Genomic DNA, 23713 nt, shown 5'->3' with positions numbered 1-23713 from the left:
GGATCAGCCGAACCGCTTGAGTTCCGCCGCCTTTTCGACCGGAAGATCGAAGGCGAGCTCGGTATCCGGTGCGTGGGCAGGCAGGCTCGCGTCGATTTCGGCCTTGATGGGCCCAAGCGGCGTATCGAGCAGGTATTCGCGGCTGTCGCCGGAGAAGGATGCGCCGCGCACGGTGCCCCGGAAAGGACCTGATCCGAGGGTCACCATGCGCGGCCGCCAGGCCAGTCCCGCCGCTGAGGGGACCGGTCCGGGAAGCTCCGCCAGGCCGTTAGCGGCCTTCAGCTTTCCGCCGGAAAGCTCGAATATGTTCTCGAAGCCGACGAAATCCGCCACGAAGGCGGAAGCCGGGCGGTTATAGATTTCCTCCGGCGTGCCGATCTGCTCGATCGTGCCGCCCTTCATGACGACGATCCGGTCTGCGAGCGACAGCGCCTCGCCCTGGTCGTGGGTCACGAAGATCATCGTCACGCCGGTCTCCTTCTGCACACGCTGGAGTTCGGTGCGCATTTCGAGGCGCAGGCGGGCGTCGAGGTTCGAAAGCGGTTCGTCGAGAAGCAGAACCTTCGGCTCCATGACCATCGAGCGGGCGAGCGCCACGCGCTGCTGCTGGCCGCCGGAAAGCTCGGCGGGCTTGCGCGAGGCGAAGCTCGTCAGGCCAACCGACTTCAGGCCGGCATTGACGCGCTTTTCGATGTCGGCGGCGGGCAGCTTCTTGAGCCGCAGACCGAAAGCGACGTTCTCGAAGACGCTCAGATGCGGGAAAAGCGCGTAGGACTGGAAGACCAGCCCGACCGAACGCCTGTTGGCCGAGACGCGGGTGATATCGGCACCATCGAGCCGGATACGGCCGGAGGCAGGTGCAAGCAGGCCGGCGATCGCCCGCATCGTGGTCGTCTTGCCGCAGCCCGACGGACCGAGGAAGGCGACGAGCTCGCCCTTGCGGATGGAAAGGTCGAGCTCTTTCACCGCAATGCTGTCGCCATAGGCGAGCGTCAACTTTTCGAGGCTCAGGAAATCGAGATCAGACATAGCGGGAGAATCCAAGGAAACGTTCGGCAAGGAAGACGATGCCGATGGACATGAAGGCGAGCAGCGAGGAAAGCGCGGCCACCGACGGATCGAAGACGATCTCCATATAGGCGATCATATCGATCGGCAGGGTGCGCACACCGGGCCCGGAGAGGAAGAGCGAGACCGGCACCTGATTGAAGCTGGTGACGAAGCCCAGGATGAAGGCGGAAAGAATGCCGCCGCGGATATTCGGCAGCACCACGCGGAAGAAGGCGCCGAGCCGCGAGGACCCGAGCAGCACGGCCGCCTCCTCAATATCGGAACGGAGGTTCGCAAGGCTCGCGGAAACCACGCGCACCGCATAGGGCAGCACGAGCGCTGTATGGGCGAGGAACAGAGCCGGTGTGATGCCGATGCCGAAGGGCACGACGAAATAGCGCAAGAGCGCCAGACCGACGATGATGCCCGGCACGATGACCGGCGCCGAGACGATGGTGCGGACGGTTTCGGAGAGCGGCAGCTTGTAGCGCGACATGGCATAGGCTGCGGGAATGCCGAGTACCAGCGCGCAGAATGTGCCGCCGATCGCGAGCATCATCGAGGTCGCGAAGCTGTCGCGGAAGCTTTCGACCGTGAAGACCTTGGCGATCCAGCGGAGCGAAAAGCCTTGCGGCGGGAAGGCGAGCGTTTCGCCCGCGGAAAAGGACGCTGCGACGATGATGAGGAAGGGCCCGATCAGGAAGCCGATCACCAGGAAGAGCGCAAAGGGAGCGAAGAGGCGCTGGATCATCGGTTGTTCCTCGCGGTTGCGACGCGCTTCAGGAGCAGATTGGCGGCGAAGCTCATGACGATCAGGATCAGCGCGATGACGCTTGCCGAGACGAAGTCATTGGCGACGCTGACCTGCTGATAGAGCAGCGTTTCCAGCATCAGCACCTTGGAGCCGCCGAGAATGGCGGGCGTGATATAGGCGGTGAGCGAACCGGTGAAGACCAGCGTTCCGCCGATCACCACACCCTCCTTGGTGAGCGGCAAGATGACTTTCCAGAAGACCTGGAACCAGTTGGCGCCGAGCACGCGGGCGGCCGGAACGGCATCGCGCGGCATGTTCTCGAGCGCCGAGATCAGCGAGATGATCATCAGCGGCAGAAAGAGCTGAAGGAGACCGATGAAGACTGCCGTCTCGGTGAACAGGATGCGCAGCGGCCCGTCCGTCAGCCCCAATCCCTGCAGCGCCTGATTGACGATGCCGGTGCGCCCGAGAATGACGATCCAGGCATAGGTGCGCGCAACCGGCGAAATCATCAGGGGCAGGATGACGAGGCCGATCATGCGGCCCTTGGTGCCGGGTTTCAGATTGACGATCGCAAATGCAGCCGCATAGCCGATCACCGCTGAGACGACGGTGACGATGGCGCCAAGCCTCAATGTCCGCCAGAAGACCGTCTGGTTGATCGGCTCGGAAAAGAAGCCGGTATAGGCGGCGGCGCTCCAGCCCTCCGCAGACTTGAAGCCTTCCGCCAGCAGCAGGATCACCGGCAGCAGAAACACTGCCGCCGCGAAGACTGCCGCCGGCAGGGCAAGTGCCATGGCTTCGGCTCTATTGTGAAACATCGCTCGTCTTTCTCCTGCATCCCGCTGCACGGAATTGCGTTTGTGCCCCCTCTGGCCTGCCGGCCATCTCCCCCACAAGGGGGGAGAAAACAAGCCGCGACGCCCTCGTCCGCTCAACAGCAGCCTTGGGGCACTAGAGCCCCTCCCCCTTGTGGGGAGGGGTTGGGGAGGGGAAAACTGACTTTACTGCCCTACCTTGGCGTTCCACTCGGAAAGCCAGGCATTGCGGTTGTCGAGCGCCACGTCTGAGGGGATCAGCTTCAGGCTCTCGGCGGTTTCCTGGCCGTAGGTGATGTTGTTCGCGACCTGGTCGGAAACCTTCACTTCCTTGTTGGCCGGGCTATCGACGAGGGCTTCGGCGAGCTTCGCCTGGACTTCGGTGGAGAGCCAGAAATCCATGAACTGCAGGGCAAGCTCCTGGTTCTTGGAGCCCTTGGCCAGCACCATGACGTTCATGCCGCCCGTCTGGCCTTCCTTCGGCGTCGCCCAGCCGATCGGCAGATCGAGCTTGGTGAAGGGCGCCCAGGAGAAGCGGCCGATCGGAGCGGCCCAGATCTCCTCCTGCTGCATGAGCTGAACGAGCTGCGAGGACTTCACGTAGAAGGTAACGATCTCGTCCTTCTTCTCGCCGAGGGCTTCGATCGCGCCCTTGAGGTCCGGGCTATCCTTGCCGAGCGCCTGGCCCAGCATGTAGAGCGCCGGCGGGCCCTGGTTGGTGGTGACATTCGGGAAGGCGACGTGCTCGACATATTCCGGCTTCAGGAGATCGGCCCAGGACTCGATCTTCATCTTGTCGGTGCGGTAAGCGATGGAGGTCGCATAGAAGGTATAGCCGACGCTCATACCGTCGCCGTTCGGGTCCTTGGCGATGTCGTAGAGCTTGTCGAAGTTGGAAAGCTTGGAGGTGTCGATCTTCTCGATGAGGTCCGAGCGGGTGGCGGCGAGCGCATCGGCCATCGAGACGACGGCCATGTCGACCACCGGATTGGCCTTGTTGGCCTCCATCTTGGCGAGCCGCTCGACGCTGTTTCCGGTTTCCACCACCAGCTTGCAGCTGCACAGCTTCTCGAAGGGATCGTAGACGATCTTCTTGAACTCGTCCTGCGCGAAAGCATAGACGGAGATAGTGAGCGTCTTTTCCTGCGCGTGCGCCGCGCCCATGCCGAGCATCAGGGCTACGCCCGATGCGAGAATGACCTTCTTCATGATGCGAGTTCTCCTTCTGTCCGGTTTCTTGCTTGCGACAATCCCATGCCTGCGACACCCGTGGAGTGGCGGATCACCAGTTCCATCGGAACTTTCGGAACGGCGGCCGAGACGGGCCCGAGGATTTTCTGTTCCTCACCGCCGCGCCGCTCCGCCTCGATCGTATCGACCAGCGCCGCAACGGCAATTTCGGCGACCGTTTCCATGTCCATGCGCATGGTGGTGAGCCCCGGCGTCACGACGGAGGACCAGATGAGGTCGTCGAAGCCGCTGACGCTGACCGCCTGGGGAACCGCGATGCCGGCACCCTGCAATTCGGTGAGCGCGCGAAGCGCGATGAGATCGGAAAGGGTAGCGACCGCGGTGACGCCACTACGCACCTTCTCGACGAGGCCGAGGGGACAGCCCGCGCCGCCCGCCGCCTCCAGCTTTTCGATCCAGAGGGTTTCCGTGACCGCGCCGCGGCCGAGACCCGACTTCAGCCCGCCGATGCGGTCGTTCTGCACATTGGAGGCGGGGCTGTGGCCGATGAGAAGCACGTTGCGATGGCCGAGCTCGCGCAGATGGCCCCCCATCTGCCTGCCGCCCTCCCAATGATCGGCGGCGACCGTATTGCCCGGCGTCGAAGGGCTGTCGATGACGGCGACGGGACAGCTTGCCTCGACGATGCGGGTGCCGCGGCGGGGCACGACGACCATGCCGTCCACGCCACGCTCGATGAGCCTGCCGATCGCTTCCGTCTGCATGGCGGTCTCGCCGCGGGAGTCGGCGATCAGCACGCCGTAGCCGGCGCTTGCCGCGGCATGTTCGATCGCCTGGGCGATCTGCGGAAAGAGCGGATTGGCGATATCGGGAAGGACGAGGCCGAGAACCCCGCTGCGGCCGGTGCGCAGCGCCCGCCCCGCGACACTCGGCACATAGCCGAGTTCGGCGGCGGTGGCGCGGATGCGCTCCACGAGTTCGGGAGAGACCCGGCCCTTGCCGGAAAGCGCATTCGAAACGGTCGCGACGGAAACGCCGAGCGTTTCCGCAATCCTCGACAATTTCGGTTTCGACCGGTCCACGTCGGCGCCCGCGCTTGAAGGTGATTAATCGTTTAATCCGCCTAGCGCGACAACGCCCGCTTGTCGAATCGAATCTGCAAGTTTCCCGAACTATTGCGCCGGCATTTTTCGCGCCCGCATCCGCCGCATCGGAGTAACGTTCCTGAAAAGAATGAGTTTTCCGTTGGCGGAAACAGGCAGAACATGGGCGCAAACGAAACAGCGTCCTTCTTCCTTCATGCAAAACTCGACCCGAGGAAAAGAGCAGGAAATAAACCTGCCCAAAACGGTCAAACGGCCTGCAACAATCAGAAGGGAACGAAAATGAAGCATCTCCTTGCAGCCACCTGCCTTGCCGCGGGCCTTCTCGCCATCGGCAGTCCGGCCTCCGCGGCCGAATGCGGAGACGTCACGATCGCAAGCATGAACTGGCAGAGCGCCGAAGTTCTTGCCGCGCTCGACAAGCTCATCCTCAACGAAGGCTACGGCTGCAATGCCGAGATCATCGTGGGCGATACCGTGCCGACCATCACCTCCATGGTGGAGAAGGGCCAGCCGGACCTCGCGCCCGAGGGTTGGGTGGACCTGCTGCCGGAGGTCGTCGGCCGCGGCATTACCGAAGGCAAGCTCGTGGGCGCGGCCGTCGCGCTCTCGGACGGCGCGGTACAGGGCTGGTGGATACCGAAATACCTCGCCGATGCCCATCCGGACATCAAGACCATCCAGGACATGCTGAAGCATCCGGAACTCTTCCCCGATCCGGAGGATTCCAGCAAGGGCGCGATCTTCAACGGCCCGGCAGGCTGGGGCGGCACGGTGGCGACCGCGCAGCTCTACAAGGCCTATGAAGCGGAAAAGGCGAACTTCACGCTGGTCGATACCGGTTCGGCGGCCGGCCTCGACGGATCGATCGCCAAGGCCTACGAAGCCAAGCAGGGCTGGGTCGGCTATTACTGGGCGCCGACCGCCCTCCTCGGCCGCTACGAGATGGTGAAGCTCGAGCACGGCGTGCCTTATGACGCGGCCGAATGGAAGCGCTGCAATACCGTGGCCGACTGCCCCGATCCGAAGCCGAACGACTGGCCGAAGGACAAGGTGCAGACGCTGCTCACGAAGAGCTTCGCCGATCGCGCCGGGCCGGAGATCATGGATTATCTCAACAAGCGCGCCTGGACCAACGATACGGTCAACAAGCTGATGGCCTGGATGACCGACAACCAGGCGACCGGCGAGGACGGCGCCAAGCAGTTCCTCCGTGAGAACGAGGCTCTGTGGACCTCGTGGGTTTCGCCAGAGGCCGCGGAAAAAGTCAAAGCCGCCCTCTGACCTGAACAACACCTTGGATCGGGCGGCGTGATGTCGATCGCGCCGCCTCTCCGTTGTTGTACGGCTTTCCAAAGCCGCATGTCGCACCCGAAGGAGGCCCGAGATGGAATGGCTGACCCGTTTCCCGCATATGGACGACAGCAGGTTGCGCGACCTGAAGAAGATGATCGACGACGGTTTCCGGTCCTTCACCCGCGCCTATGGCGACTGCATCGAATCCTTCTTCGATCCGCTGCAGCTCTTTCTCATTCATTCCGAACGCCTGCTGACGCGCACGCCCTGGCCGATCGTGCTGATCGCGATCGCGCTGATCGCCTGGCTTGCGAGCCGCAACTGGAAAATCGTGACGGGCTGCGTCGCAACCCTTCTGGCGATCGGCTATTTCGACATGTGGGACGACACGATGAAGACCGTCTCGATGATCTTCGTCTGCACCGTCCTCTCGATCGCCATCGGCATTCCGATCGGCATCGCCATGTCGCGCTCCGACCGGCTGCAGAACATCGTCAACCCCGTGCTCGACGTGATGCAGACCATGCCGAGCTTCGTCTATCTGATCCCCGTCGTCATGCTGCTCGGCATCGGCAAGGTGCCCGGCCTCATCGCCGTGGTGATCTACGCCATCCCGCCGATGATCCGGCTCACCAATCTGGGCATCAGGCTGGTTGACCGCGATGTTCTGGAAGCGTCGGACGCGTTCGGCTCGTCAAGCTGGCAGCGGTTGAAGGACGTGCAGATGCCGCTTGCGTTGCCGACCATCATGGCCGGCATCAACCAGACGATCATGATGGCGCTCGCCATGGTCGTTATCGCCTCGATGATCGGCGTCCAAGGCCTCGGCCAGCCGGTGCTGAGGGCGATCTCCAACCAGTATTTCACGCTGGGTATCTTCAACGGGCTGGCGATCGTCGGCATCGCGATCATCTTCGACCGCATCAGCCAGGCCTACGGCCAGCGCCTGCAGCGCCACCGCGAGATCGTGCACGGATAAGGCAAACCCGATCAGACGAAATGGACCGGGCTGTTCTCCATCTTGAGAGCGGCCCGGTGGTCCCGCTCATAGGAAGCGCGCAGGCTGTTGCGCTTTTCGGCGGAGGCCGGTTCCGTCAATGTCAGATGGAACACGCCGTCGGGATAGGTGCCGGTGGCCTCGGCATTGTCGGTGTTGTTCAGAAGCGAGTTCAGGAACTTCAGGGTCATCCAGCACCTCCTATTTTCCGCGCATCAACGAACATTCGCCGCATCGGTTCCGCATGCTCTTCCAATCGTTAAAATCTTAACCATCTTTGTTAGAGATTTCTTAACATCGCGGCTCGCGCGCGGATTTTTTATGCTACATTCGCGCCCGGAGCAGGAACGAGGAAGCATGTCGCCCTTTGGTCCTTAGGCGGATAGCAACGTGTCCGCCACCTGGAGGAACCATCCGGCAAATTCGACGTTTCATTCTGTTGGTATCTTGGGAGGAGCTAGCAATGCGCAACACAAGTTGGGAGAAGCCTGTTCACGTGACCTTCGGCCATCTCGGCACGGAATACGTGAAAAGCCCGTTCGAGGCACTGGCACTCTTGACCGACCGCTGGCCGGACATGCGAGGTCCGGAATTCGTGAGAGCCCGCAGCGCCTGCCGGGCGGCGCTCGATGGACGCAAATCCCCCGAGGAAGCGCGGCAACAGTTCGAACAGGCCGTGAGCGAGGCTCGGCTTTATACGCACTGAGCGTCCTGACGTATCGTACGGGCATTATTCCGGACATGATCGCCGGCCGCGCAGCGCGCGCCGGCCTTTTTCATGTCCAGTTTCATGTCCGGGCGCGGCGGAGATCGCGGCGGGATAGACGAAACGGAATTCGCCCGCATCGACATCCTAAAGAACAGAATTTCTTGCCTTTTGGAGCTTGCCCGCCGAAAAGACCCTGCTTACATGAAGCAATCGAAAGAAGGCTCCGATGACAATCCATCCCTCCGTTCTCAGCGTGATCGGCAACACGCCGCTTATCCGGCTCAAGGGCGCTTCCGAAGCGACCGGCTGCGAAATCCTCGGCAAGGCGGAGTTCCTCAATCCGGGCCAGTCGGTCAAGGACCGCGCGGCGCTCTACATCATCCGCGACGCGGAGAAGAAGGGGCTGCTGAGGCCCGGCGGCGTGATCGTGGAAGGCACGGCGGGCAATACGGGCATCGGCCTGACGCTGGTTGCCAAGGCGCTCGGATACCGCACCGTGATCGTCATTCCCGAGACCCAGAGCCAGGAAAAGAAGGACGCGCTGAAATTGATGGGCGCGGAGCTGGTCGAGGTTCCGGCCGTCCCCTACAAGAACCCCAATAATTATGTGAAGGTTTCCGGCCGGCTGGCCGAGGAGCTTGCCAAGACCGATCCCGCGGGCGCGATCTGGGCCAACCAGTTCGACAATGTCGCGAACCGCGAGGCGCATGTGCAGACGACGGCGCCGGAAATCTGGGAACAGACCGGCGGCAAGGTGGACGGCTTCGTGTGCGCGGTCGGATCGGGCGGCACGCTCGCCGGCGTCGCGGAAGGCCTGAAGGCGAAGAATCCGAACGTCAAGATCGGCATCGCCGACCCGGAAGGGGCGGCACTCTTCGAATACTACGCCCATGGCGAGCTGAAATCGGAAGGCTCCTCGATCACCGAAGGCATCGGCCAGGGCCGCATCACCGCCAATCTCGAAGGCTTCACGCCGGACTTCGCCTACCGCATCCCCGACGCGGAGGCTTTGCCGCTCATCTTCGACCTGGTCGAGAACGAAGGCCTCTGCCTCGGCGGCTCGACCGGCATCAACATTGCCGGCGCCATCCGGCTCGCCAAGGACCTTGGTCCCGGGCACACCATCGTCACCATTCTCTGCGACTACGGCAACCGCTACCAGTCCAAGCTCTTCAACCCGGACTTCCTCAAGTCGAAGGGCTTGCCCATCCCGCGCTGGTTGACCGAAAAGCGGCACATCCCCGTTCCTTTCGAAACCGTCTGACGCAATCCCAGGAACCGACATGCCAGTGGAAGCCCTCTACCGCGACGACTTCTATCTTTCGACTGCCGAAGCGGTGGTGACCGCCATTCACGAGGATGGCGGGATAGAGCTCGACCGCACCTGCTTCTACGCCGCTTCCGGCGGCCAGCCGGGCGATACGGGCTTTCTGGAGCGCAGCGACGGCGCGAAAATCCAGCTTGCGCCGACGAAGCACGGAGCGACCAAGGACATCGTCGTCCATGTTCCGCTCGTCGGCGAGCCGCAGCCGCTGGTCGGCGAGAAGCTGACGCTGCATGTGGACTGGCCGCGCCGCTACCGCCTGATGCGCATGCACACCGCCTGCCATCTGCTCTCGGTCGTCTGCCAGTATCCGATCACCGGCGCGGCCGTCGGCGAGGAGGAAGCGCGGATCGACTTCGACATGAGCGAGACGATCGACAGGCATGAAGTGACGGCCAAGCTGATGGCGCTCGTCAAGGAGAACCATCCCGTCTATGTCCAGTGGATCACCGACGAGGAACTGGCGGCCAATCCCGGCATCGTGAAATCGAAAAACGTGCGCCCGCCGATGGGCCTCGGCCGGGTGAGCCTCGTATGCATCGGCGAGAACTCCAGCATTGACAGCCAGCCCTGCGGAGGCACACATGTTTCCGAGACGCAGGAGGTCGGGGCGATCCACATCGCCAAGATCGAGAAGAAGGGCAAGGAGAACCGCCGGTTCCGAATCCGGTTCGGCGAGCCCTCCGCGGCGGAAGCTTAAGAACTCCAGGAGAGCATGATGAGCGAGACAAGCCGTTTCGTGGTTTCGGCCGATTGGCTGCAGAAGGAGCTCGGCAGTCCCGATCTCAAAATCCTCGACGCCTCCTTCTACCTCCCCGCCCAGAACCGCGACGCGGATGCCGAATATGCGGCCGGGCACATTCCCGGAGCGCTCCGCTTCGATCACGACAAGGTCGCCGATCATTCGACCGGCCTGCCCCACACGGTACCTTCGCCGGAAGTCTTCGCCGAGGCCGTCGGCAAGATGGGGATCAGCGAGAAGGACCGCATCGTCGTCTATGACGGACCCGGTATCTTCTCCGCCCCCCGTGCCTGGTGGCTCTTCCGCACCATGGGCGCGAGACAAGTCTTCGTTCTCGACGGCGGCCTCGATGGCTGGAAGGCGGAAGGGCGGCCCCTCGAAACCGAGGTTCCCTCGCCCGCTCCCGCGACGTTCAAAACCAATTTCCGCGTCGACAAGGTGATCGATTTCCAGACGATGCTTTCGATCGTCGGCGAAGGATCGCGGCAGATCGCCGATGCCCGCAGCGCCGGCCGCTTTGCCGGCACCGAGCCCGAGCCGCGCGCCGGAATGCGCTCCGGCCATATGCCGGGCGCCCGCAGCCTGCCTTCCGGCACATTTTCCACGAGCGGCAAGCTGAGGCCGCTTTCCGAACTCCGGCAGGCGATCGAGGATGCCGGCATCGATTTCGGCCGGCCGGTGATCACCAGCTGCGGCTCCGGTATCACCGCCGCAATCATCACGCTTGCGCTGGAATCCCTCGGCCACGAGGACAACGCGCTCTATGACGGCTCCTGGAGCGAATGGGGCAGCCGGGAAGATACGCCGATCGTTGCCGGCCCGCCGACGCCGAAAACGGCCTGACTCATGGCGAAGAAGCCCGCTCCCCTGAAGGCGCATGTGACGAGCCTCGAAATGACGGCTCCACCCAAGACGAGCCTGCCGGTGCCGGCGAATATCCAGACGGCGATCATCCGCGCGTCGGATATTCCGCTGCATTACTACCGCTATATCTACCGGCAGGTGGGCAAGCGCTGGCACTGGTACAAGCGGCTGAAGATGAACGACGAGGAGCTTGCCGCGACGATCCACGACCCGCGCGTCTCGGTGACGGTTCTTTACGTCGACGGCGCGCCGGCGGGCTTCTTCGAGCTCCTGCAGGAAAGCGAAGATGTGGTCGAGCTTTCCTATTTCGGCCTGTTCGAGCGGGCGATCGGGCTCGGCATCGGAAAATGGTTCCTGCTGCAGGCGCTTTATGCCGCCTGGCAGAGCAATCCGCAAAAGGTGACGGTTACCACCAATACGCTCGACCATCCGCGCGCATTGCAGCTCTACCAGATGATGGGTTTCTCCCCCGTCGGCACCAGCGAAGCGCTGATCGAACCGATGACGGACACGGAGCTTCTGAAAGCGCTGGACGGCTGACGGCCCGCAAGAAACGGGTGGTTTCGAGGTTTTTCTCGGCGCATCACAGGCGTTCTCAGACAAGGAGATCGCCATGACCATCACCTTCAACGCCATGCCGACCGAACATGCCGCTTATCTGTGGAGCGGCAGCCCCGACGCCTATGGTCTTCAGCCGGAGACAAGGGTTTCCGACGGTCCCGGCCATCCCTGCCGTCACTGCCTGCGGAATATCGGCGCCGGCGAGGAATTCCTCGTCTTCGCCTATCGCCCGTTTCCGGAATTGCAGCCCTATGCGGAAACCGGACCGATCTTCCTGCACAAGCAGCCGTGCGAGCGCTATGCGGCGCGAGAGGTCATACCGCCGATCCTGACAAGCCCCGACTATATCGTGCGCGGCTACGGCCGTGACGACCGGATCGTCTACGGCAGCGGCGCGGTCACGCCCACCGGCGAAATCGCCGCGCGGGCGGAAGATCTGCTGGCGCGCGAGGATATCGCCTATGTGCATGTCCGCTCGGCCCGCAACAATTGCTTCCAATGCCGGATCGACGGCACCAAGGTGCCGGACCTGGAGAATGCCGCCACACCGTCCGGGGCAACGGTGCACGGCACGGCAGGTCTCGGCCCGCAGGCAATTGTCGAACGGATGTTTTCCGTTGAAATGGCATTTCTGGCGTCGGAGGAGAAAGACATCCGGCAACTGGCCGAAGCATTCGCGGAGGACGTGATCGTTCGCGAGCCGGCCTCTCTGCCCTATCGCGGAAACTGGAGAGGCCTGGACGGCATCGCCGCCCTTTTCGCGAAGATGGGCGAGGTCTGGAGCGACATGAAAGTGGACGGGCTCCTAGTTACCGGGTCATCGGAGGAAATCCATCTGTCCTGCAACCTGACGATGGTTTCACGGGCGACCGGCAGAACCGTCATTCAGCCATTCTGCGAGCGCCTTCGGTTCCGGGACGGACGGCTTATCGAGGGCATACCGTTCTATTACGATACGCAGGAATTGCTCGAAGTCATCACGCAGAATGCAGCCGCTTGACGTGCTGGGAGGCACCTTTTCGACGCCTCCCGACACGCAGATCAGGCATTGCCCTGGTTTCCGTTCCGATCCAGATCTTCCGCGGTCTGCAGGAGGAGCCTGACGATCTCGCCGGCCTTCTTCTCGTCGGCCTCCAGCTTGCGGGCAATCACCTCGCGCAGGTTCAGGAGGGCTGCATCGATGCTGCGCGGCAATGCCGGGCCACCCTCGGCCCCGCGGGCCTGCATCCGCTCCTGCTTCTGGCGGATGCGCTCCGCAAGCTCGGTGAGGCGGTCGAGGATCGTCGCGGCAAAGCTCCTGTTTTCGTCGAGATATTTGCGGCCTTCATCGGTGATGGCGTAGCGCTTCTTGTTGCCCTCCGCCTCGGCGACGACATAGCCGGCTTCCTCGAGATAGGTGAGCGTCGGGTAGATGACGCCGGGGCTCGGCGCATAGAAGCCGTAGGTGAGATCCTCGATATGCTTGATGATCTCGTAGCCGTGGCGCGGCTCCTTTTCGATCAGCGCCAATACGACCAGGCGCAGATCACCCTGCATGAGGAAACGGCCGATACGGCCGTCGCCGTCGTCACCGAAACCACGTCCGCCTCCGGGGCCACCACGACCGCCGAAACCACGGCGGAACGGCCCGCCGCCCATCGCGAACATTTCCTCGAAATTCCTGCGTCCCCGGCCATGGCAGCCCTGACGGCCTTCAAATTTGTGTCCGAACATCACATGTCTCCTTGACTATCGTTCGATATATCTAAAGATAGTCAAGGTAGAGATTTCGTCAATGTCTTCGTTATATCTAAATCATATCTTACTGATTTTGAACGAAAGAAAACGCCCATGTCGGGGCTGCTGACATGGTTCGTACCTGTCCCGCCGTCATCCTCGGGCTTGTCCCGAGGATCTGCAAACGCAGGATGTTATTGACGGGGTTAGATCCTCGGGACAAGCCGGAGGATGACGTTCCGGCAAAATCGGAAACGCCGGCGAAGATACGCCGGCGTTCCAAGGAGTGTTTAGCGTATCGATATATTTCGATATATCTAAACGATCACGCTACGCTCAGCAGGCTCTCGGGCGCATAGGCCTCGTAGCCCAGCGCCTCGGCGACCGGCTTGTTGGTCACCCTGCCCTTGTGGACGTTGAGGCCATTGCGAAGATGCCTGTCTTCGGCAATCGCCCGCAGGCCGCGATCGGCAAGTGCGAGACCATGATAGAGGGTCGCATTGTTGAGCGCATGGGCCGAGGTGACCGGCACCGCGCCCGGCATGTTGGCGACGCAATAATGCACGATGCCGTCGATCTCGTAGGTCGGCTCGGAATGCGTGGTGGCGTGCGAGGTCTCGAAGCAGCCGCCCTGATCGATCGCGACATCCACCAGCACCGCGCCCTGCTTCATGCCGGAGAGCATTTCGCGGCTGACGAGCTTCGGTGCGGCGGCCCCTGGAATGAGGACGGCACCGATGACCAGATCGGCGGAAAAGGTTTCCTCTTCCACAGCGTCGATGGTCGAGTAGCGGGTATGGACGCGGCCATTGAAGATGTCGTCGAGCTGGCGCAGGCGCGGCAGCGAACGATCGATGACGGTGACATCGGCGCCAAGTCCGGCGGCCATTCTGGCGGCATGCAGGCCGACCACGCCGCCGCCGATGACGGCCACCTTGGCCGGCAGAACGCCCGGAACGCCGCCGAGCAGGATGCCGCGCCCGCCATTCGCCTTCTGGAGCGCCGTCGCGCCGGCCTGGATCGCCAGGCGCCCGGCGACCTCCGACATGGGAGCAAGCAGCGGAAGACCGCCGCGCTCGTCGGTCACGGTTTCATAGGCGACCGCGGTGACGCCGGAAGCGAGCAGGCCCTTGGTCTGCTCCGGATCCGGGGCAAGATGAAGATAGGTATAGAGAAGCTGGCCTTCGCGGAGCTGCACCCATTCGTTCGGCTGGGGCTCCTTGACCTTCACGACCATGTCGGATTTTTCGAAAATTTCCTTCGCGGTGCCGACGATCCTGGCACCCGCCGCGATATAGGCGGCATCATCTGCGCCGATGCCGGCGCCCGCCTTGGTTTCGATCAGCACTTCGTGGCCGTGCGCCACGTATTCACGCACCGCGCCCGGCGTGAGGCCGACACGATATTCATGGTTTTTGATTTCCTTCGGGCACCCGACACGCATTCAGCGTTCCTCTCTATCTCTTGGCTTTCAGCCGTTTCGTTTTCAACGGATCAAGCAAAACAGAGAATCGGAAGAATGTCCTTGCGAAGAGGAATTGCCACAAAGCGGATTTTCGCAGATTATTGCATGAGTTGAAATTTTTTCGAAGGATCATCGAATGAGCGGGATAGATGCCATCGATCTTGCGATCATGCGCATTCTTCAACAGGAGGGCCGCATCTCCAACGCAGAGCTTGCGCAGCGCGTCGGCCTGTCTCCCTCCGCCTGCTCCAGACGTCTCGATATCCTGGAGAAGAACGGCACGATCAGCGGCTATCACGCGCGCCTTTCCAACAAGGCGCTCGACTACAAGATGATGGTGATCGTGCACATCTCGCTATCGGGCCAGTTCGCAAAGACGCTTGCCGAATTCGAGGCGGCGGTGAAGCTCTGCCCCAATGTGCTCGTCTGCTACCTGATGTCCGGGGAGTACGATTACATCCTGCGCGTGGCGGCGAAGGATCTGGAAGACTACGAGCGCATTCACCGCGACTGGCTGTCGGCCCTGCCGCATGTGGTCAAGATCAATTCCAGCTTTGCGCTCCGCGAGGTGATCGACCGGCCGAATATCGGCCTATGAGATGCCGATGAGGATCGCGCCGGCCGTTACGACCAGACATGCGGCGATCCGCTTGGCCGAAAGCGCTTCGCCCAGGAACAACCAGCCGATCAGGGCGGCGAATACCACGCTGGTCTCACGCAGCGCCGATACGGGACCGGCCGGCGCCATGGAATAGGCCACCAGCACGACACCGTAGGCAACCAGCGAGACCAGCCCACCTCCAGCGGCCTTCAACGTTTCGCGCGAGCGGAGATCGACGTGCAACGGGCCCCGCAGGATGACGAAGGCGGCCGTCATCAGGATGCCCGGCAGCAGGAAAACCCAGGTGATGTAGGAACTCAGATTGCCGGAAATCCGGATACCCATTGCGTCGACGGTCGAGTAGCCGGCGATCGAAATGCCCGTCGCAAGCGCATATAACATGGAGCCGGAAGAGGCTCGGCCCCGCCCGAACGACAGCAACATGATCCCCAGGACTACGAGGCTGATGCCGAGCATGGTCAGCGGCAGCAACACGTCGCCGGCAAAGACGAGGCCGGCAAGCGTCACCAGAAGCGGCGCGCTGCCGCGGATGATCGGATAGACCTGCCCGAGTTCTCCCTGCCGATAGGCGGCTACGAGCAGCAGACCGTAAGCGACCTGAAACAATGCCGAGCCGATCAGGTAAGGCCAGGCCTCGGCAATCGGCAACGGCAGAACGACAGCAATAGGGATGGCGACGATCGTCATGGCGAGCATCATGATCGTCATCATCCAGAAACGATCGGCACCGGAGCGCAGGAAAGCGTTCCAGCTCGCATGAAGGATAGCGGCGAAAAGGGCCAGCGCGACGACGATGGTGCTCATTACCCGCTCCCGTCACAATCGGCCCGGCTCCCGGCCGGTTTCCCTGGATATCCAGCCGAATGGCCGGCGGGGCGCCCTGTCATAATTCATTCCCGAGGGAATCAGTTGAACGCATCTTCCATGCGTCGGACGCCCCATCGGATTTGTCAAAGGGGCGAGCGGCCAGAACGAAGAAATGCCTAGCGCGACCGTTCGATTTTTAATCTTTCCCAAAAGGGGAGTTCAAGAAATGTCTGCTACTTATCGCTGCAGGCAACACAACCCGGATGCTCGTCATGGATAACGCCAATTTCGACATGAAGACCCGAAGTGCTGAGCGCAGCAGAACCCGCATCTTCGGCACCATCCGCTATTTCAACCAGGCCACACAGGGGCGCGTCGTCGATCTTTCCGAGACGGGAATGGCTCTCGAACTCCACGGCCCTTTCCATGCGGCAAACGGCAGCCGCGTGCGCATCGAAAGCGAGGAACTCGGCATCCTCGAAGGCACCGTCAAATGGTGCCGCGGCGGCCGGGTGGGCGTGCAGTTCAACCTCAACAGCAATGCGCTGGCTCAGGTCTCCTCCTATTTCCGCTTCTTCCACCAGGATGTGAAGCCGGTGCTGACGCGGTAAATCCGAGCGGCCGGAGGCAATCTCCGGCCCTTCCCCAATCTGCGATCATCCCCTGTCATTTTGCTGATGCAAGCCTGTGCGATTGCGCATAATCTGCCGGCGAAAACGATCCAGAGGGAGATCATAATGTCGTCGTTCACCGCCCTTCACCCGATCACGCGCCGCTCTCTGCTCGGCGGGATCGCAGCCTCCTCGGCGCTCGTGATGCTGCATCCGTTCGCCGCACGCGCGCAAGGCAACCAGGCGCATCTGCGCATCATGGAAACGACCGACATCCACGTCCACGTCTTCCCCTACGACTATTACGGCGACAAGCCGAACGACACGATGGGGCTTGCCCGCACCGCCTCGATCATCGATTCGATTCGCGCCGAGGCCGGCAATGCGATGCTGATCGACAATGGCGACTTCCTGCAGGGCAACCCGATGGGCGATTACATCGCCTATGAGCGCGGCATGAAGGACGGCGACAAGCACCCGGTCGTCACGGCCATGAACGTGCTCGGTTACGACGTCGGAACGCTCGGAAACCACGAGTTCAACTACGGCCTCGACTTCATGTTCAAGGTGCTGGCGGGCGCCGGCTTCCCTTACGTCTGTGCGAATCTTACCACAGGGTTGCTGGCATCCGATCCCAAACAGGATGAACTCTTCTTCAAACCCTATGTCATCATCGAGAAGCAGATCCGCGACGGCTCCGGTGCGACGAGCCCGATCAAGGTGGGCTTCATCGGCTTCGTGCCGCCGCAGATCATGACCTGGGACGCCAAGAACCTCGAAGGTAAGGCGCAGACCCGCGACATCGTGGACGCCGCCAAGGCCTGGGTGCCGGTGATGAAGGAGGAAGGCGCCGATATCGTCATCGCGCTCTCCCATTCCGGCATCGACGGAACGGGGCTCAGCGAGCGCATGGAAAACGCCTCGCTCTACCTTGCCGGCGTCGAGGGTATCGATGCCGTCTTCACCGGCCACCAGCATCTCGTCTTCCCCGGCCCGAAGGATTTCGAGGGCATTACCGGAGCCGATGCCAAGAAGGGCACGTTGATGGGCAAGCCGGCCGTGATGGCGGGCTTCTGGGGCTCGCATATGGGGCTCATCGACCTGTTGCTCGAAAAGGACGGCAATAGCTGGAAGATCGTCGATTCCACCTCCGAGGCGCGGCCGATCTACCACCGCGACGAGAACCGCAAGATCGTCGCCGACGTCGCAGACAAGCCCGAAGTCACAGCCGCGGCAAAGGCAGAGCATGAGGCGACGCTTGCCTATGTGCGACGGCCAGTGGGCAAGACCTCCGCGCCGCTCTACTCCTATTTCGCGCTGGTGGCGGACGACCCGTCCGTGCAGATCGTCTCCAACGCGCAGACGTGGTACATCAAGGACATGCTTAAGGAAGGCCAGTACAAGGACTATCCCGTCCTTTCGGCCGCAGCCCCCTTCAAGGCGGGCGGGCGCGGCGGCGCCGAATACTATACGGACGTCCCCTCGGGCGACATCGCCATCAAGAACGTCGCCGACCTCTATCTCTACCCGAATACGGTGCAGGCGGTGCTCGTTACCGGCGAGCAGGTGAAGAACTGGCTGGAAATGTCGGCCGGCATGTTCAACCAGGTGAAGGCGGGATCGAAGGATGCGCCGCTGCTGAACGGCGATTTCCCCTCTTACAATTACGACGTTATCGACGGCGTCACCTACCAGATCGATCTTTCGCAGCCGGTTCGATTCGACAAGGACGGCAAGCTCCTGAACGCCGACGCCCACCGCATCGTCGACCTGAAATATGACGGCAAGCCGATCGATCCGGCGCAGAAATTCGTGGTGGCGACGAACAACTACCGCGCCGGCGGCGGCGGCAAGTTCCCGGAAATCGCCGGCGACAAGGTGATCTTCGTGGCCCCCGACACCAACCGAGACGTGATCGTGCGCTATATCGTCGAGCAGGGGACGATCAACCCATCGGCGGATGCCAACTGGTCGTTCAAGCCTCTGTCCGGCACGACGGCGGTGTTCGAGACCGGACCGAAGGGGCGGCAATATGCGGCCGAAGTGAAGGGCGCGAAGATCGAGGATGCCGGTGACGGCGAGAACGGCTTCGCCAAGTTCCGCCTGGTGCTGTGATCCATCTGGGCGTCATCCTCGCGCTCGGGATGAACCCGAGGGTGAGGATGACGCCCATTTGCTTCCCCGTAAAACAGCTTTGTGAGCGCCATGCCCACCTTTGCCTTCCAGCAAGTCGACGTATTCTCCAGCGAGCCCATGCGGGGCAATCCGCTGGCCGTCGTCGTGGGCGCGGATTCGCTTGATGATGCCCAGATGCAGGCATTCGCCAGCTGGACCAATCTCAGCGAGACCACGTTTCTTCTCAAACCTCGAAATCCCGAGGCAGACTACAGAGTTCGAATCTTCACCCCGAAGCAGGAATTGCCGTTCGCCGGGCATCCGACGCTCGGAAGCTGCCATGCCTGGCTGGCGCAATCGGCTTCGACGGACAAAGATGAAATCCTGCAGGAATGCGAAGCGGGCCTCGTCCGTATCCGCCGGGACGGCAGCCGGCTCGCCTTCCTCGCTCCGCCATTGAAGCGAGAAGGCGTTATAGAAGACGCGGTCATCGAGAGGGTCGCGCAAGGTTTGGCCATCCCGAGGGAGGCGATCCTTGCCGCCCAATGGGTGGACAACGGGCCTGGCTGGATGGGGTTTCTCCTGCGGTCCCGCCAGGACGTGCTGGCTCTCGAACCTGATTTTGCCGCTCTCTCCGGCCTGCGGGTGGGCGTGGTCGGCCCCTTCGACGCCGAATGGGACGGGGAGGACGCGCAGTTTGAGGTGCGCGCCTTCACCGCCGCCGGCTTCGAGGACCCTGTGACAGGCAGCCTGAATGCCGGGCTCGCCCAATGGCTGTTCGGCAGCGGCATCGCCCCGTCGAACTATATCGCCGCCCAGGGTACGCGCCTCGGACGCGCAGGCCGTGTCCACGTGAACCGGGTGGGAGACGAGATATGGATCGGCGGAGAGGTCACCACCTGCATCAAAGGCACGGTCGATCTCTGACTGCCGGCTGCTAGACGACCTCAGCCACCCTCGCCTCGAGCCGCCGAAGCAGCAATCCGAGCTCCGGAGGCGGCTTCTTCTCCACGCGCCGATAATCGCTGCCGTCCCGCTTGCGGGTGACGAGGCCGAGGTCGAAGAGATCCCGGCGCAGCAGCGCGGCATCACCGAACAGATGCAGCGTGTTCAGGAACTCGCTGATCTCACGCTCAGTGAAGATCGGTTCCGCGGGAATTTTCGACCAGAGAAACCAGAGGCAAAGCTCCTGTTGAGACCGTTTGGTCGGCCAGCGGGTTATGCAGCCTTCCCGATCGAAGACGCGGAGGGTTTTCAGCACGCGCGCCTCGTCGGGCGCCGGCGGAGCCTCCGACGTCACGTTCCACTCCTGCAGAGCTTCGGCTGTCTTTCTGGTGGCGCGAAAATGCTGGAAATTGCGGAAGCCCGCAGCGCGGGTCAGCAGATTGAGCATCTCCACATGGCTCGGCTTGCGCTCGAGCTTGTCGATCTCACCGCGAACGGATTTGGCGAAGGCCGAAAGGTCGGCGATCTCCATGGAAAAGATGGATCTCGGCATGTCTTATCCTCGAACGTGCCGTTCCCTGGAAAAGGTGTCTGTGGTCGCCGGCTTCCGACTTCGGCACGGGATAAGTGCTGATCATCTTCAATGGAGCATGGCAGGTTTAGCTTCCCTTTCGGGACGGCGACGCCTCGGTGAACTGCAGACCGTGGCGCGCTTATAGCAAGCGGAGGGAGACCGGTCAAATCGGAGGCTAGCGGCGCCGATGCCCTATTCGGCAGCGGCCAGCATGCCTTTCCCGGCCTCCAGAATCGCCGTGAAATCCGCATGGTTGGGACATGCGGAAAGCCGTTTGCGGAAGGAGTCAATCAGCCAGCCTGCCGCGGGTCCGGGCGGATTGGAGGCCTTGCGGAGAGCGTAAAGCGGATATTCGCCCTGTTCGTAGGCATCGAGCTTCAAGGCCACGAGCTTGCCTTTCAGGATGTCCTTCCTGACCAATGAGGCCGGCAGACCACCCCAGCCAAGACCGCCCCTTATGAGCTGGTGCTTGGTGGCGATGTCGCTGACGCGCCAGGTCCTGTAGGAGAGCACGTTGAAATCGCGCCCGCTCGTCAGACCGGATGCGTCCGTCACGACGAGCTGCACTTCCTCACGCACATCCGCAAGCGTCAGGGGCCGCTCGATTAGCCCCAACGGATGATCGGCGGAGGCCACCGGCAACATGAAGGAATGGCCGATCTTTTCCGCGGTGACGGAATCATCCTGCTTCAAAAGCGCGCCGCCGATACCCACATCCGCCTTGCCGTCGATCACCATCCCCATCACCATGCCGAGCTCGCCGACATTGAGATTGAGCGAAACGGCGGGAAATTTTTCGCGGAAGCCGCGCAGCGTCGCAACCACCGCTTCTGACGGCACCATGATGCTGATGGCCAGCGAGACCTGCGCCTCCAGCCCCTGCTTGATGCTCTTGGCGCGGGCGCGCATGACCTGCAGGTCGGCCACGATGCGGCGCGCATCCGTCAGCATGGCCTTGCCGGCTTCCGTCAGTTTCGGCTGGCGCGCGCCGCCGCGCTCGAACAGCGGCACTTCGAGCTGCGCCTCGAGATTGGAGATGGTATAGCTCACCACCGATTGCGCGCGGTTGAGCTGGCGCGAGGCGGCGGAAAAACTGCCGGTTTCGGCAACGGCCAGGAACACCTGCAGCTGGTCGAGGGTCGGATTGGCATCCATCGGCATCATCCAAACTATCGATAAAAGACTTCGATATTATCACAGTTTTCTCGATAGCAGTCCACACCTATCTTCCTGATCGAAGCAACGGGGCAACGCCTCGTTCACCACTCTCAAGACTTCAGGCAAGGAAGAAAACATGTCCTCCATTCTGCTCGTCACCTCCAGCCCGCGCGGCGACGAATCGCTTTCCAGCAAGGTCGCGATCGACCTTGCCAATACGCTCAGCGCCAAGGGCAACGGCACCTCCGTCATCCACCGCGATCTCGGTGCCAACCCGATCCCGCATCTCGACACGGTGACCACGTCCGCCATCCGCAAGCCCGCCGAGGCCCGTAACGCCGAGGAAGCCGCTGCCGCCGAATATTCCGACAAGCTCGTGGACGAGCTCATGGCGGCCGATACGGTCGTCATCGCCACCGGCCTCATCAACTTCAACATCTACTCCACGCTGAAAAGCTGGATCGACAACGTGGCCCGCGCCGGCCTTACCTTCCGCTACACCGAAAACGGCCCGATCGGCCTTGCCTCCGGCAAGAAGGTCTATGTCGTTCTCTCTTCGGGCGGCGTCTATTCCGAAGGCCCGGCAGTCGGCATGAACCACGCCGTACCCTATCTCAAGACGGTGCTCGGCTTCATGGGCATGACCGATATCGAAGTCATCTATGTCGAAGGCGTGGCCTTCGGTCCGGAAGCGGCCCAGAAGGCAATTGCCGCCGCACAGGCCCGCTCGGAAGAGCTGGCACTCGCCGCCTAACCACCACACCCTGCCCCGCCCAAGCCAATAACGGCCGTGGACCTCGTCCCGGCCGTTATTGGTTTTGAAAAACTGGAAGCCGGTTTAAGCGGAGCGGGATTTCTCGCCGTCGGCAAACAGCGAAACGCCGTTCTGGTCGATGATCTGCTGGGCCTTGCGGACGGTGAACTCGACCGCATCGTCCATCGAGGTGAAGACATCGGCACGAACGAAGTGCCTGACCAGCACCTCGCCGTTCACTTCCTTCTCGATGCGGCCCGCCAGCCGGTACTGGTTGCCTTCGCGGATCGGCGTCGCATGGATGGTGCAGTCACCATAGGCCTGCGGCTCGGCGGCGGAGGTTGCGGAAGCGGCATCCTTGGAGCCGCCCGAGAACATCGACAGGAGATTGGACAGGAATGAAGCCATGGCGGCTGCCTAACACATTCCAGGCGATGCCGGAAGTGCGTTCATCCCGGAAAAGTCGCAATCGGATTCGACGAAGGTTGTGCTCTCCCCAACCTGATTCGGAGCCTCCATGAAGTGGAAAGTCATCCTCGCCGTGCCTGCCGTCGCCGCGCTGGCGCTCTGGGCCGGCAATACCTCGGTGTTTTCGCGGTTTCCGGAAGACGAGCCGCTCAGGCTGATCGCGCATCGCGGCCAGCACCAACTCTTCGACCGCACCGATCTCGCGAGCGACACCTGCACGGCGAGCCGCATGCTGCCGCCGACGCATGGCTTCCTTGAAAACACCATTCCCTCCATGCGCGCGGCTTTCGAGGCGGGCGCGGACGTGGTGGAACTGGACGTGCATCTGACGCCGGACAAGCAATTCGCCGTCTTCCACGACTGGACGCTCGACTGCCGCACCAACGGCACCGGCGTGACCGAGGAGACGCCGATGGCCAAACTGAAGGCGCTGGACATCGGCTACGGCTACACGGCCGATGGCGGCGCGACCTTTCCCTTTCGCGGCCAGGGCATCGGCCTGATGCCGACGCTGCCGGAGGTTTTCCAGGCGCTTCCCGAAAATCGCTTTCTCGTCAACTTCAAGAGCCGCCGCACCGAGGAAGGCGAAGCGCTCGCCGCCATGCTTTCCGCCGAGCCGGCATTCCGACAGGCAGTCTTCGGCGTCTATGGCGGCGGCGAGCCGACCGAAAGAACGGTTGCGCTGGTCGAAAACATGGCCGGCTTTTCCAACCGCAGCGCCAAATCCTGCCTTCTCAACTATCTCGCGCTCGGCTGGAGCGGCCATGTGCCGGAAGACTGCCGCAACACGCTGGTCGCCGTGCCCGCCAATTACGCCTTCCTTCTCTGGGGATGGCCGGAGCGATTCTATACACGCATGCAGGCGGCCGGTTCCGACGTCATATTGATGGGACCGTATGAGGCAGGCGATGCGGGCACTTCCGGCATCGACGATGCGGAAAGCTGGGATCTTGTGCCGGCCGGCTTTCCCGGCCTCGTCTGGACGAACCGGATCGAGGCCGCGCGCCCGGAAGTCGAGCGCCGTGGCTTCTGTGCCCTCTCCGCCCCGCCGGCGATCTGCGCACGCTGA

General features: G+C 62.4%; 26 protein-coding genes and 1 pseudogene. 15 read left to right on the top strand and 12 right to left on the bottom strand.

Going from position 1 to position 23713, the window contains the following annotated elements; translation table 11 throughout:
* Window positions 1–3 precede the first annotated feature (3 nt).
* The 5 genes from ACE04I_RS21440 to ACE04I_RS21420 all read right to left on the bottom strand — a co-directional run bounded on the left by ACE04I_RS21440 (window position 4) and on the right by ACE04I_RS21420 (window position 4895).
* Window positions 4–1029, bottom strand: a complete 1026-nt coding sequence (locus ACE04I_RS21440; RefSeq protein ID WP_046792628.1) for an ABC transporter ATP-binding protein — start codon at window positions 1027–1029, stop codon at window positions 4–6.
* A complete protein-coding gene (locus ACE04I_RS21435; protein WP_046792629.1) occupies window positions 1022–1801 on the bottom strand; it encodes an ABC transporter permease in 780 nt (259 codons plus the stop codon). Before ACE04I_RS21435 ends, ACE04I_RS21440 begins: the two co-directional genes overlap by 8 nt.
* On the bottom strand, window positions 1798–2625 hold the full coding sequence (locus ACE04I_RS21430) for an ABC transporter permease (protein WP_046792630.1): 828 nt from the start codon (window positions 2623–2625) through the stop codon (window positions 1798–1800). Before ACE04I_RS21430 ends, ACE04I_RS21435 begins: the two co-directional genes overlap by 4 nt.
* A gap of 183 nt (window positions 2626–2808) precedes the next feature.
* The gene (locus ACE04I_RS21425) at window positions 2809–3831 is read right to left on the bottom strand and encodes an ABC transporter substrate-binding protein (RefSeq protein ID WP_046792631.1); all 1023 of its coding nucleotides are present in this window, start codon (window positions 3829–3831) and stop codon (window positions 2809–2811) included.
* Window positions 3828–4895: a LacI family DNA-binding transcriptional regulator gene (locus tag ACE04I_RS21420; protein ID WP_046792632.1), complete on the bottom strand. Its 1068-nt coding sequence runs from the start codon at window positions 4893–4895 to the stop codon at window positions 3828–3830. Before ACE04I_RS21420 ends, ACE04I_RS21425 begins: the two co-directional genes overlap by 4 nt.
* Before the next feature lie 303 nt (window positions 4896–5198).
* On the opposite strand from ACE04I_RS21420, the gene ACE04I_RS21415 reads away from it, so the two are divergent.
* Complete coding sequence (locus ACE04I_RS21415; protein ID WP_487207589.1) at window positions 5199–6200, top strand: ABC transporter substrate-binding protein; 1002 nt, start codon at window positions 5199–5201, stop codon at window positions 6198–6200.
* A gap of 103 nt (window positions 6201–6303) precedes the next feature.
* Window positions 6304–7191, top strand: coding sequence for an ABC transporter permease (locus tag ACE04I_RS21410; protein ID WP_046792633.1), 888 nt, complete (start codon window positions 6304–6306; stop codon window positions 7189–7191).
* Between the two features lie 11 nt (window positions 7192–7202).
* Here the strand turns inward: ACE04I_RS21410 and ACE04I_RS21405 are convergent, their stop codons facing one another.
* Window positions 7203–7400: a hypothetical protein gene (locus ACE04I_RS21405; RefSeq protein WP_046792634.1), complete on the bottom strand. Its 198-nt coding sequence runs from the start codon at window positions 7398–7400 to the stop codon at window positions 7203–7205.
* A 272-nt stretch (window positions 7401–7672) separates the two neighbouring features.
* Between ACE04I_RS21405 and ACE04I_RS21400 the strand changes: the two genes are divergently transcribed.
* From ACE04I_RS21400 to ACE04I_RS21370, 7 genes and pseudogenes are all read left to right on the top strand, one after another.
* Window positions 7673–7915, top strand: a complete 243-nt coding sequence (locus tag ACE04I_RS21400; RefSeq protein ID WP_046792635.1) for a DUF982 domain-containing protein — start codon at window positions 7673–7675, stop codon at window positions 7913–7915.
* A 229-nt stretch (window positions 7916–8144) separates the two neighbouring features.
* The gene (locus tag ACE04I_RS21395; RefSeq protein WP_046792636.1) at window positions 8145–9182 is read left to right on the top strand and encodes a cysteine synthase A; all 1038 of its coding nucleotides are present in this window, start codon (window positions 8145–8147) and stop codon (window positions 9180–9182) included.
* Between the two features lie 19 nt (window positions 9183–9201).
* Window positions 9202–9942 carry an alanyl-tRNA editing protein gene (locus tag ACE04I_RS21390; protein ID WP_046792637.1) on the top strand — a complete coding sequence of 247 codons (741 nt, stop codon included), beginning with the start codon at window positions 9202–9204 and terminating at the stop codon, window positions 9940–9942.
* Between the two features lie 18 nt (window positions 9943–9960).
* A complete protein-coding gene (sseA, locus tag ACE04I_RS21385) occupies window positions 9961–10827 on the top strand; it encodes a 3-mercaptopyruvate sulfurtransferase (protein ID WP_170986334.1) in 867 nt (288 codons plus the stop codon).
* Between the two features lie 3 nt (window positions 10828–10830).
* A complete protein-coding gene (locus ACE04I_RS21380) occupies window positions 10831–11388 on the top strand; it encodes a GNAT family N-acetyltransferase (RefSeq protein ID WP_046792639.1) in 558 nt (185 codons plus the stop codon).
* Between the two features lie 73 nt (window positions 11389–11461).
* Window positions 11462–11950, top strand: a pseudogene (locus ACE04I_RS21375) (DUF1203 domain-containing protein); the annotation flags it as partial.
* A gap of 66 nt (window positions 11951–12016) precedes the next feature.
* A complete protein-coding gene (locus ACE04I_RS21370) occupies window positions 12017–12409 on the top strand; it encodes a nuclear transport factor 2 family protein (protein WP_170986335.1) in 393 nt (130 codons plus the stop codon).
* A gap of 41 nt (window positions 12410–12450) precedes the next feature.
* On the opposite strand, the gene ACE04I_RS21365 is transcribed toward ACE04I_RS21370, so the two are convergent.
* Both ACE04I_RS21365 and ald read right to left on the bottom strand, forming a co-directional pair.
* Entirely contained in the window at window positions 12451–13122 is a 672-nt protein-coding gene (locus tag ACE04I_RS21365; protein WP_052760333.1) for a PadR family transcriptional regulator, read from the bottom strand.
* Between the two features lie 328 nt (window positions 13123–13450).
* Window positions 13451–14569, bottom strand: a complete 1119-nt coding sequence (ald, locus tag ACE04I_RS21360) for an alanine dehydrogenase (RefSeq protein ID WP_487207588.1) — start codon at window positions 14567–14569, stop codon at window positions 13451–13453.
* A 157-nt stretch (window positions 14570–14726) separates the two neighbouring features.
* On the opposite strand from ald, the gene ACE04I_RS21355 reads away from it, so the two are divergent.
* Window positions 14727–15188 (top strand): Lrp/AsnC family transcriptional regulator, encoded by a 462-nt coding sequence (locus ACE04I_RS21355; RefSeq protein ID WP_046792641.1) that lies wholly within the window; start codon window positions 14727–14729, stop codon window positions 15186–15188.
* Here ACE04I_RS21355 and ACE04I_RS21350 read toward each other — a convergent pair.
* On the bottom strand, window positions 15183–16016 hold the full coding sequence (locus ACE04I_RS21350; protein ID WP_046792642.1) for a DMT family transporter: 834 nt from the start codon (window positions 16014–16016) through the stop codon (window positions 15183–15185). The genes ACE04I_RS21355 and ACE04I_RS21350 overlap by 6 nt on opposite strands.
* Window positions 16017–16291: 275 nt before the next feature.
* On the opposite strand from ACE04I_RS21350, the gene ACE04I_RS21345 reads away from it, so the two are divergent.
* From ACE04I_RS21345 to ACE04I_RS21335, 3 genes are all read left to right on the top strand, one after another.
* On the top strand, window positions 16292–16630 hold the full coding sequence (locus ACE04I_RS21345) for a PilZ domain-containing protein (protein WP_046793014.1): 339 nt from the start codon (window positions 16292–16294) through the stop codon (window positions 16628–16630).
* 126 nt (window positions 16631–16756) lie between these two features.
* The gene (locus tag ACE04I_RS21340; protein WP_046792643.1) at window positions 16757–18745 is read left to right on the top strand and encodes a bifunctional 2',3'-cyclic-nucleotide 2'-phosphodiesterase/3'-nucleotidase; all 1989 of its coding nucleotides are present in this window, start codon (window positions 16757–16759) and stop codon (window positions 18743–18745) included.
* Between the two features lie 90 nt (window positions 18746–18835).
* Window positions 18836–19672, top strand: a complete 837-nt coding sequence (locus tag ACE04I_RS21335; protein WP_046792644.1) for a PhzF family phenazine biosynthesis protein — start codon at window positions 18836–18838, stop codon at window positions 19670–19672.
* 10 nt (window positions 19673–19682) lie between these two features.
* Here ACE04I_RS21335 and ACE04I_RS21330 read toward each other — a convergent pair whose 3' ends face one another.
* On the bottom strand, window positions 19683–20243 hold the full coding sequence (locus ACE04I_RS21330) for a DUF2087 domain-containing protein (protein WP_046792645.1): 561 nt from the start codon (window positions 20241–20243) through the stop codon (window positions 19683–19685).
* 213 nt (window positions 20244–20456) lie between these two features.
* On the bottom strand, window positions 20457–21419 hold the full coding sequence (locus tag ACE04I_RS21325) for a LysR family transcriptional regulator (protein ID WP_137326750.1): 963 nt from the start codon (window positions 21417–21419) through the stop codon (window positions 20457–20459).
* Window positions 21420–21558: 139 nt separating this feature from the next.
* Between ACE04I_RS21325 and ACE04I_RS21320 the strand changes: the two genes are divergently transcribed.
* A complete protein-coding gene (locus tag ACE04I_RS21320) occupies window positions 21559–22176 on the top strand; it encodes an FMN-dependent NADH-azoreductase (RefSeq protein ID WP_046792647.1) in 618 nt (205 codons plus the stop codon).
* Window positions 22177–22260: 84 nt separating this feature from the next.
* On the opposite strand, the gene ACE04I_RS21315 is transcribed toward ACE04I_RS21320, so the two are convergent.
* Window positions 22261–22584, bottom strand: a complete 324-nt coding sequence (locus ACE04I_RS21315) for an HlyU family transcriptional regulator (RefSeq protein ID WP_046792648.1) — start codon at window positions 22582–22584, stop codon at window positions 22261–22263.
* Between the two features lie 109 nt (window positions 22585–22693).
* Between ACE04I_RS21315 and ACE04I_RS21310 the strand changes: the two genes are divergently transcribed.
* Window positions 22694–23713 carry a glycerophosphodiester phosphodiesterase family protein gene (locus ACE04I_RS21310; protein WP_046792649.1) on the top strand — a complete coding sequence of 340 codons (1020 nt, stop codon included), beginning with the start codon at window positions 22694–22696 and terminating at the stop codon, window positions 23711–23713.

The sequence above is a fragment of the Rhizobium moroccans genome (assembly GCF_057559155.1).
The sequence above is the reverse complement of the archived record's forward strand: the minus strand, read 5'-3'. Positions and strand labels throughout refer to the sequence as shown.

Excerpts from the sequence above, each read along its gene's own strand:
- ACE04I_RS21440 (WP_046792628.1), bottom strand. The coding sequence starts at position 1,029 with ATGTCTGATCTCGATTTCCTGAGCCTCGAAAAGTTGACGCTCGCCTAT.
- ACE04I_RS21435 (WP_046792629.1), bottom strand. The coding sequence starts at position 1,801 with ATGATCCAGCGCCTCTTCGCTCCCTTTGCGCTCTTCCTGGTGATCGGC.
- ACE04I_RS21430 (WP_046792630.1), bottom strand. The coding sequence starts at position 2,625 with ATGTTTCACAATAGAGCCGAAGCCATGGCACTTGCCCTGCCGGCGGCA.
- ACE04I_RS21425 (WP_046792631.1), bottom strand. The coding sequence starts at position 3,831 with ATGAAGAAGGTCATTCTCGCATCGGGCGTAGCCCTGATGCTCGGCATG.
- ACE04I_RS21415 (WP_487207589.1), top strand. The coding sequence starts at position 5,199 with ATGAAGCATCTCCTTGCAGCCACCTGCCTTGCCGCGGGCCTTCTCGCC.
- ACE04I_RS21410 (WP_046792633.1), top strand. The coding sequence starts at position 6,304 with ATGGAATGGCTGACCCGTTTCCCGCATATGGACGACAGCAGGTTGCGC.
- ACE04I_RS21405 (WP_046792634.1), bottom strand. The coding sequence starts at position 7,400 with ATGACCCTGAAGTTCCTGAACTCGCTTCTGAACAACACCGACAATGCC.
- ACE04I_RS21400 (WP_046792635.1), top strand. The coding sequence starts at position 7,673 with ATGCGCAACACAAGTTGGGAGAAGCCTGTTCACGTGACCTTCGGCCAT.
- ACE04I_RS21395 (WP_046792636.1), top strand. The coding sequence starts at position 8,145 with ATGACAATCCATCCCTCCGTTCTCAGCGTGATCGGCAACACGCCGCTT.
- ACE04I_RS21390 (WP_046792637.1), top strand. The coding sequence starts at position 9,202 with ATGCCAGTGGAAGCCCTCTACCGCGACGACTTCTATCTTTCGACTGCC.
- sseA (WP_170986334.1), top strand. The coding sequence starts at position 9,961 with ATGAGCGAGACAAGCCGTTTCGTGGTTTCGGCCGATTGGCTGCAGAAG.
- ACE04I_RS21380 (WP_046792639.1), top strand. The coding sequence starts at position 10,831 with ATGGCGAAGAAGCCCGCTCCCCTGAAGGCGCATGTGACGAGCCTCGAA.
- ACE04I_RS21370 (WP_170986335.1), top strand. The coding sequence starts at position 12,017 with ATGTTTTCCGTTGAAATGGCATTTCTGGCGTCGGAGGAGAAAGACATC.
- ACE04I_RS21365 (WP_052760333.1), bottom strand. The coding sequence starts at position 13,122 with ATGTTCGGACACAAATTTGAAGGCCGTCAGGGCTGCCATGGCCGGGGA.
- ald (WP_487207588.1), bottom strand. The coding sequence starts at position 14,569 with ATGCGTGTCGGGTGCCCGAAGGAAATCAAAAACCATGAATATCGTGTC.
- ACE04I_RS21355 (WP_046792641.1), top strand. The coding sequence starts at position 14,727 with ATGAGCGGGATAGATGCCATCGATCTTGCGATCATGCGCATTCTTCAA.
- ACE04I_RS21350 (WP_046792642.1), bottom strand. The coding sequence starts at position 16,016 with ATGAGCACCATCGTCGTCGCGCTGGCCCTTTTCGCCGCTATCCTTCAT.
- ACE04I_RS21345 (WP_046793014.1), top strand. The coding sequence starts at position 16,292 with ATGGATAACGCCAATTTCGACATGAAGACCCGAAGTGCTGAGCGCAGC.
- ACE04I_RS21340 (WP_046792643.1), top strand. The coding sequence starts at position 16,757 with ATGTCGTCGTTCACCGCCCTTCACCCGATCACGCGCCGCTCTCTGCTC.
- ACE04I_RS21335 (WP_046792644.1), top strand. The coding sequence starts at position 18,836 with ATGCCCACCTTTGCCTTCCAGCAAGTCGACGTATTCTCCAGCGAGCCC.
- ACE04I_RS21330 (WP_046792645.1), bottom strand. The coding sequence starts at position 20,243 with ATGCCGAGATCCATCTTTTCCATGGAGATCGCCGACCTTTCGGCCTTC.
- ACE04I_RS21325 (WP_137326750.1), bottom strand. The coding sequence starts at position 21,419 with ATGGATGCCAATCCGACCCTCGACCAGCTGCAGGTGTTCCTGGCCGTT.
- ACE04I_RS21320 (WP_046792647.1), top strand. The coding sequence starts at position 21,559 with ATGTCCTCCATTCTGCTCGTCACCTCCAGCCCGCGCGGCGACGAATCG.
- ACE04I_RS21315 (WP_046792648.1), bottom strand. The coding sequence starts at position 22,584 with ATGGCTTCATTCCTGTCCAATCTCCTGTCGATGTTCTCGGGCGGCTCC.
- ACE04I_RS21310 (WP_046792649.1), top strand. The coding sequence starts at position 22,694 with ATGAAGTGGAAAGTCATCCTCGCCGTGCCTGCCGTCGCCGCGCTGGCG.